Raw genomic sequence first — 7,325 nt, forward strand, 5'->3', positions numbered from 1 at the left:
GCGGCGGCCCTTGACGAACGTGACGAAGGTGAAGGGCACGACGGCGGCGCCGAGCAGGATCGCGGACGGCACGAAGTTCGGGTTCTCGGTCTTCACCATGGTGCGCTCGTCGAGCAGGAACAGGGCGATACCGACCACGAGCACGAGCACCCACGCGTGGCGGACCAGACGACGGTTCATGGCAGAGGCACCTCTCTCGCATCTGCGCGATGCGACGGCTCAGTGGGCGGGGACGGGACTCGTGGTGTGCGGCGTCAGGTACCCGCGGCCCCACCGCTCGGCGAGCGCGGAGACCCAGGTGAGTACCCCCTCCGGGTCGGTGGGTGGGCTGTCGACGATCACCAGCTCGTCGATGCCGAGGTCGGCGAGCGCGGTGAGGTCACCGACCTGCGGCTCGCGCAGGGCCACGGCACACCGCAGCCCGGTGGCGTCACGTCCGGCCTCTCGGCACGCGCGGCGGAGGACGGCGAGCCGGTCGGCGACCTCGGCCGTCCCGTCGAGGTTGAACCCGTACCACCCGTCGCCCCAGGCCGCGACGCGCTCCAGCGCGGCGTCGGAGTTGCCGCCCAGCACCACCGGGACGCGCCGGTCGCGCAGAGGCTTCGGGTTGCTCCGGACCGACGAGAAGCGCACGAACTCGCCGTCGAACGAGGCCACGTCCTCGCCCCACAGCGTGCGCATGGCGGCGACGTACTCCGCGGTGCGCGCCGCCCGCCGCGCGAACGGCACGCCGAGGGCGTCGAACTCGTCGCGCGACCACCCCACCCCGACTCCGAGTGTCAGGCGCCCTCCGCAGAGCGCGTCGAGCGTGGCGGCCTGCTTGGCGACCAGGACCGGATTGTGCTCGGGGAGCAACAACACCCCGGTGGCGAGACCGATCCTCGACGTGGCGGCCGCGGCGAAGCTGAGGCCAATCATCGGGTCGTTCCAGTCCGCCGTCGGGGGGACAGCGATCTGCCCGTCGGGGGCGTACGGATAACGCGACGAGGACTGGTCGACCATGACGACGTGCTCACCGGACCACAGGGTGGTGAAGCCGAGCGTCTCCGCGGCCCCGGCCACCGCGTCGATGACGTCGCGGCGGGCGCCGGCACCGATCCCGAGAGCGTGCAGACCGAGGTGCATTCGCCGATCGTCCTTCTTGATGGGTTGTCGAGCCAGGTCCTCGCGGGCTCCGAGGGGCGCAGACCGGGACGCCGCTGGGCGGGCGAAGGGATCACCGAGGTGGTGGCCTCCGAGGAGTCATGGTCGAGCGTCGTCGAGTCCGGCCGATCGGCACCTGGTCGAAATGGACAGTCGCCGCGCCGCAGGAGCAGCGTTGACTAGGTCGGGACGAGCTGTCCGACACCCATGGGTCGGTCGTTACCAGGACGACGTCACGCCGGCGAGGCACCCGACCAGACGACGGAGCTGCCATGAACTACTCCGATCCGAGCGGACCGAACGGGAGTACCGAGACGCTCGATCGTCCGCGGGAGCGCCCCGGGCCGGGACGGCTGCTGGCCTTCAGCGACGGAGTGGTGGCGATCGCGATCACCCTGCTCGTGCTCCCCCTCGTCGACCTAGTGCCTCGATCCGCGGCGGCCGGGCGATCGAGCTGGGAGGTGATCAGCGAGAACCTCGTGCCGATCGGTGGCTTCGTCCTGAGCTTCGCCGTCATCGGAAGCTTCTGGGCAGCACACCACCGCCTCTTCGGGTTCGCCGAGCAAACCAGCCCCACCCTGATCCGGTGGAACACCGTGTGGCTGTTCACCATCGCGGTGCTGCCCTTCTCCACCGAGATGGTCGGCACCTTCCGGGACGACCCGTTCACCCTGCGCTTCTACGTCGGCTCGCTGCTGGCGAGCAGCGTCCTGCTCGCCGTCCTGACGTTGCTCGTCGGTCGCACACTTCCCCGAGCAGCTCGGCCTGCAGTGCGCCATGCCGCCGCAGCCGGTACCTCCGGTGCCCTGCTCGTGGCATTCGTCGTGACGCTCGTGGTTCCGTCATGGGGGTACTGGCCGTTGCTGCTCCTCCTGACGACGCCGCTCCTGGGAAGGCTCGTGGCCCCGGTGATCGATCGTCAGCTGTGAGGTTCTCGGAACGGCGGCGAACGCTCCACCACGGTGTGAGTGGTCCATGCCGTGCGTCGGTGTGAGCGAGATCGAGCCGGCTCCGCCGCCGCACGAAGCTCCTACGCGAACTGCTGGCGCTTCCCGGTGACGGCTTCCTCCTGATCGCGAGTGTGGTTAGCCTGATCGGTCATCGCCTGCGAGGGGCGGCCCGGTCGCCCGTCGATGTTCAGATGTGCGCCGAGGTGTGGCCTGTGCGATGGCCGAGGGGGACGGTCGAGGTCCTGGAGACCGCGATGGACGCGGCTCGGGCCGGGACGCCCACCGTCGTGCCGATCGAGGGCGAGCCGGGCCTCGGGAAGACGACCCTGCTCGGTGAGACGGCGAACCGCCTGGAGGACTTCCAGGTCCTGCGGGGTTTCGGTGAGGAGTACGCCCAGGACGAGCGGTTCCAGCTGCTGCAGCAGTGGCGGGTGCTGGCCGACGGCGACGCGACGCCGCCACACGCGGTGGCCGCGTCGCGGCTGCTCGCCCGGTACCTCGAGCCCGTGCAACGTCGCGGGCCGGTGGCGCTGCTCATCGACGACCTGCAGTGGATCGACCCCGAGTCCGTCGACACCGTCGCAGCTCTGTTCCACCGGGCCGCGGGCGACCGGCTGCTCGTTGTGGCCGCGCACCGCCCACTGGGCCGGCGCCACCCCGCGTGGCGGACGCTCGCCGACGCGCCGAGCACCGCCACAGTGCGTCTGACGGGGCTGGACCACGAGGCCGCGGCCGAGTTGGTGACCGAGTTGGCCCCCGACGCGCCGAAGGGGCTCGCGGAGCAGTTGCGGGTCCACACCGAGGGGAATCCGCTGTATCTGCGCGCACTGCTGCGCGAGCACTCGTCGCGGGAACTGACGGCGTTGGCCGCGCGCGGCGAGCTGCCCGCCCCGGCCGATCTGGTCGCGACGGTCGCCGCCCGGCTGACGAAGCTGTCACCGGACGCCGCCCGGATGCTCTACGGCCTCGCCGTACTCGGCGATGCGTGGACCGACATCCCGACGGCCGCGGCGGTCAGCGACGTCTCGGACGGGAGCACCGTCGTCGGTGTGCTCCGCGAGCAGGGACTGGTCCGGCTCGACCGGACCGCGACACTCCCGCAGGTCCGCATCTCCCACGCCCTGATCCGGGCGGCGGTGTACGAGGTCGTCCCGGGCTCCCTGCGCAGCCGATTGCACCGCGCCGCGGCCGCCCGGGTCACCGACGCGGGCGCCCGGCTGCGGCACCGTTTCGCGGCGACCGCGGAGGCGGACGAGAGCCTCGCGAGCGACCTGGAACGGTACGCCGACGCGCTGCACACAGACCGCCGCTACCGCGAGGCCGTCGAGTTCCGGCGACGGGCCACCGGCGCCTCCGCGGACGCCGGCGAGCGCGAACGCCGCCGCCTCGACGCCGACTTCGAGGCCGCCCTCGCCGAAGACTACGACGAGGTGTCCTTCGGTGATCCGCAGAGCCCAGCGGAGCTCCTGGTCGAGGCGATGCGGCTGACCACCGACAAGCAGTGGCTGCGGGCCGCTCGGCTCCTCGACCGGCTCTACCCCGACCACCTCGCCGACCTCGACCCCGTGAACCGCTACCGGGCACGCGTGCTGCGCGGGTGGACCACCATCGCGGCCGGCCGTCCCACACGCGACGCGGTGGAGCCGCTGCGGGCCGCCGCGGCGTCGCCGGTGCGCGACGACGCCCTGCACGGGCTGTTCACCTTCGCCTACGGGCAGGCCATGCAGGCCGTGACAGACCGGCGCGACGAGCTGTGGGGCTTCCACGAGATCATGGCCACCGACCGCGCTGCGCTCGCGGGTTCGCCCGAGGGGCTGGTGCAGCTGGCCTATCGAGGATCCTCCTATGCGCTCACCGGCTCACCGAGCAAGGCGATCGGCGACCTGTCGGTGGTCACCGCGCGCATCGACGACGGCACGATGGCCCTCGGCGACGGCGCGTTCCACGCACTGCTGGGGTTCGCCTACTGGTTCGCCGGGCAGTGGCAGCGAGCCTCCATCAACATCGACCTGGCCCGGGCCATACCCCGCGGCGAAGCCCATCCGGTCGTGCTCGCGACGGCACCGCTGGCCGCGGTCGTGGCCGGCGACGGTCTCGCGGAGAGCCTCGCCAGGAGCCGGGAGGCGCGCCTGGCCGGGCCGCTGCCCTCGGCGCTGCAGGCCGGCGATATCGCCGAGGTGGCCGCGCTGGCCTACGCCGGCACACCGGCGCAACGGCGGCAGTGGCGCGACCAGCGCATCGCCGACTTCGGGGACCCGAGCACGCAGAGCCGCGGCGTCGTGCCCTATCTCTGGCTGCTGGCAATGGGGCTCGGCGCCGCCTGGGCGGGCGACGCCGAGGCCACCGACGCGTGGGCCGACGCGCTCGGGGAGCTGCGCCGCGGCCCGTGGCGACGGGGAGCCATCACCTGGTTGCGGGCCCTGGCCCGAGGGGCGCGTGACCCGTCCGGCGCCGGTCTCGCCGCTTCGCTCACCGACGCCGCCCGCGAGGGTCTCGCGGACCTCGCGAGCTTCGAGGCGCTGATCTGGGTCGACGCCGCCGACGCCGCCGCTCGCGAGGGAGGCCCGACGGCCGCCGCGACCCGGGCCCGCGCGTCGGCCGCGCTGAACGCCCTCGACGGCGGGCGCTCTGGAGCGGCGCTGCTTCCCCCCGGGGACACCACGACCGACCCGCTCGCGAGGCTCTCGGAGCGGGAGCGGGAGGTGGTGGCCCTCCTGCTGGAGGGGCTGAGCTACACCCAGATCGCCGAGGAACTGTTCGTCACCCGCAGCACCGTCGCCCATCACCTGTCGAACACCTACGCCAAGACCGGCACGACGACCCGGCACGAGCTGACCCGGCTGGTCCGCGGCCGCTGAACTGTCCATTCCGACCAGTCGCACACGTCGTGGTCCGGTCGATGCTCGAGAACGTGAACCCGTTCAAGATCGCCATCGGATTCGTTCCGCTGGTCCTGTTCTCCGTGCTCGCCGGATTGGTCCCGGTGGGCTGGGCGGCAACCGTCGGCCTGGTCGCCGCCCTGGTCGTGACCGCGATGACCGCGCGGGGCGGCCTCAAGCTGCTGCCGGTGACGCAGAGCGTGATCCTGCTGGTCGTCGCAGTCCTCGGCTTCCTCGCAAGTCCGCCCGTCGACGACCTGCTCAAGCTCTACGGCCGCGGCGTCGCCTCGCTGTTGCTCGGTCTGGTCATCGTGGCCACCGCGACGTCGATGCCGTTCACCGCGCAGTTCGCGCGGGCGATGGCGCCGGCCTCGGAGTGGCACAGCCCCGCGTTCCTCGAGATCAACCGCCGTATCAGTCTCGCCTGGGGCTACGCGGTTCTGGTGCTCGGGGCCTGCCACCTGGTGTCGGCCTACCTCGAGGTGGCGCACGTCCACCCGGTGATCCGGCTTCTCGTGGCCTGGGTCGTGCCGATCCTCGCGCTGCTGCGCGTCATCGCCTACACCCGCCGCGTCGCCGACCGAGCCGGCGAGCACGCCCCCCAGCACGAAAGGAACTGATCGTGACCACCATGAGCGAGTCAACCGGTTCCGCCCGGACCGTCGATCAACTCGACCATCGCGGCACGACCTCGCACGAGGTCTACACCGCCGGGTTCTACGACGACGACTGGGACTTCAGCGTCCGCACGCTGCTGGGCAAGGCCACCCGCGGCGGCGCCGACATCGGCGAGGTCCTGGCCACCATCGCCCCGATCAGGCCCAACGACCACGACGGCTGGTTCACCGCCTGGGTGGCGCTCGGAGACCGCATCGCCGCCGTCGCGGACGCCAGCGCCCGGCGCGGGCACCGGGTCAGCGCCGCCCGGGCGTACCTGCGCGCGGCCAACTACTACGCCGTCGCGGTCAACGCGGTCTCTGCGCTCGCCGACGACGAGGCGCTGCTGCCGACCTTCCGCCGCCACCGGGCCATGTGGGACGGATTCCTGGCCACCACCGACCGGCCGGTCGAGCGCCTCGACATCCCCTACGAAGGCGCCAGCATGCCCGGCTGGATCTTCCGCCCGGACGCCTCCGACGCGGCGCGACCGACGCTGGTCATGAACCTCGGCAGCGACGAAGCCATCACCGGCGTGTGGGCCGAGGGCGCCGAGGGCGCCCTGGAGCGGGGCTACAACGTCGTGGTCTTCGAGGGGCCCGGACAGCAGTCGATGCTCTTCGAGCGCGGCATCCCGTTCCGGCCTGACTGGGAGAAGGTCATCACCCCGGTCGTCGACCTCCTGCTCGCCCGCGAGGACGTCGACGCCGACCGGCTCTGCCTCTACGGCGTGAGCCAAGCGGGGTACTGGGTGCCCCGGGCCCTCGCGTTCGAGCACCGCTTCGCCGCCGCGATTGCCGACGGCGGGGTCGTCGACGTATACCGGTCGTGGGCGCAGTACATCCCCCACCGGCTGCTCGCCACCTACGAGAAGGGCGAAAAGGAGCGGTTCGACAAGGAGATGGCGCTGGCGTTCCACCTCCCCGGGACCCACACCGGGAAGCTGCGCTGGGAGTTCCGCTCCCGTCCCTACGGAGTGTCCAGCTATTCCGCCGGGCTCGACGCCGTGGCGCGGTACAACCTCCGCGACGTCGCCGGACAGATCACCACCCCGCTCTATGTCATAGACGCCGACGGCGACCAGTTCTTCGCCGGTCAACCCGCCGAGCTCGCATCGTTGGTCCCGACCGCGACCCACGCCCGCTTCACCCAGGAGGAAGGCGCCAGCTACCACTGCCAGCCCCTGGCCCGCGAGCTCACCGAACAGCGCATGTTCGACTGGATGGACGAACAGATCTCGGCCAGGGCCTGAGCGGGCCCGGGCGTGACGGACCGGCCGCGCCTGGTGACGTGGACGATGGGCAGCCGGTCGCGGCGCGCCGCCCAGCGGGTGTGGGCCGTGGCGTGCTCGGCGGGAGCGACGGCCGGCGTTGACGACGGCGAGTGCGCGATCCGCGACCGGCGGCGTCGGCGTCGGCGTCCGTCGGGTCAGGACAAGGGCGGATCGGGGTCGATCCCCCGGATCCGCAACGCGGCCTCGATCTCCGTACAGACGACGCGTACGACCTCGGCCCGGGCCCAGCGCTTGTCCTCGCCCGCGACGACGTGCCAGGCGCCGGCGGGTGACTCGGTGCGGCGCAGCATCTCCTCCACCGCTACCTCGTAGGCGGGCCTGCGGTCGCGGTTGCGCCAGTCCTCGGCGGTGAGCTTCCAGCCGCGGTAGGGATCCCGGGCCCGTGCCTCGAAGCGGCGGAGC

5 protein-coding genes and 2 pseudogenes are annotated in these 7,325 nt (G+C 72.2%); 4 read left to right on the top strand and 3 right to left on the bottom strand.

Annotated elements, in window-relative coordinates:
* Window positions 1-180 (bottom strand): annotated as a pseudogene (locus AC0CYZ_RS07090) (PrsW family intramembrane metalloprotease); the annotation flags it as partial.
* A gap of 39 nt (window positions 181-219) precedes the next feature.
* Window positions 220-1,125, bottom strand: a complete 906-nt coding sequence (locus AC0CYZ_RS07095) for an LLM class F420-dependent oxidoreductase (RefSeq protein WP_472213707.1) — start codon at window positions 1,123-1,125, stop codon at window positions 220-222.
* Window positions 1,126-1,415: 290 nt separating this feature from the next.
* Here AC0CYZ_RS07095 and AC0CYZ_RS07100 point away from each other — a divergent pair, with 290 nt between their 5' ends.
* The 4 genes from AC0CYZ_RS07100 (at window position 1,416) to AC0CYZ_RS07115 (ending at window position 6,881) form a co-directional block, all read left to right on the top strand.
* On the top strand, window positions 1,416-2,072 hold the full coding sequence (locus AC0CYZ_RS07100; protein WP_472213709.1) for a TMEM175 family protein: 657 nt from the start codon (window positions 1,416-1,418) through the stop codon (window positions 2,070-2,072).
* A 233-nt stretch (window positions 2,073-2,305) separates the two neighbouring features.
* Window positions 2,306-4,951: an AAA family ATPase gene (locus tag AC0CYZ_RS07105; protein WP_472213712.1), complete on the top strand. Its 2,646-nt coding sequence runs from the start codon at window positions 2,306-2,308 to the stop codon at window positions 4,949-4,951.
* A 41-nt stretch (window positions 4,952-4,992) separates the two neighbouring features.
* Window positions 4,993-5,592 (top strand): hypothetical protein, encoded by a 600-nt coding sequence (locus AC0CYZ_RS07110; RefSeq protein WP_472213714.1) that lies wholly within the window; start codon window positions 4,993-4,995, stop codon window positions 5,590-5,592.
* Between the two features lie 11 nt (window positions 5,593-5,603).
* Entirely contained in the window at window positions 5,604-6,881 is a 1,278-nt protein-coding gene (locus AC0CYZ_RS07115) for an alpha/beta hydrolase family protein (RefSeq protein ID WP_472213716.1), read from the top strand.
* A gap of 176 nt (window positions 6,882-7,057) precedes the next feature.
* Here the strand turns inward: AC0CYZ_RS07115 and AC0CYZ_RS07120 are convergent.
* A pseudogene (locus AC0CYZ_RS07120) lies at window positions 7,058-7,325 on the bottom strand (hypothetical protein); the annotation flags it as partial.

It is taken from the genome of Actinomycetospora sp., from assembly GCF_055612215.1.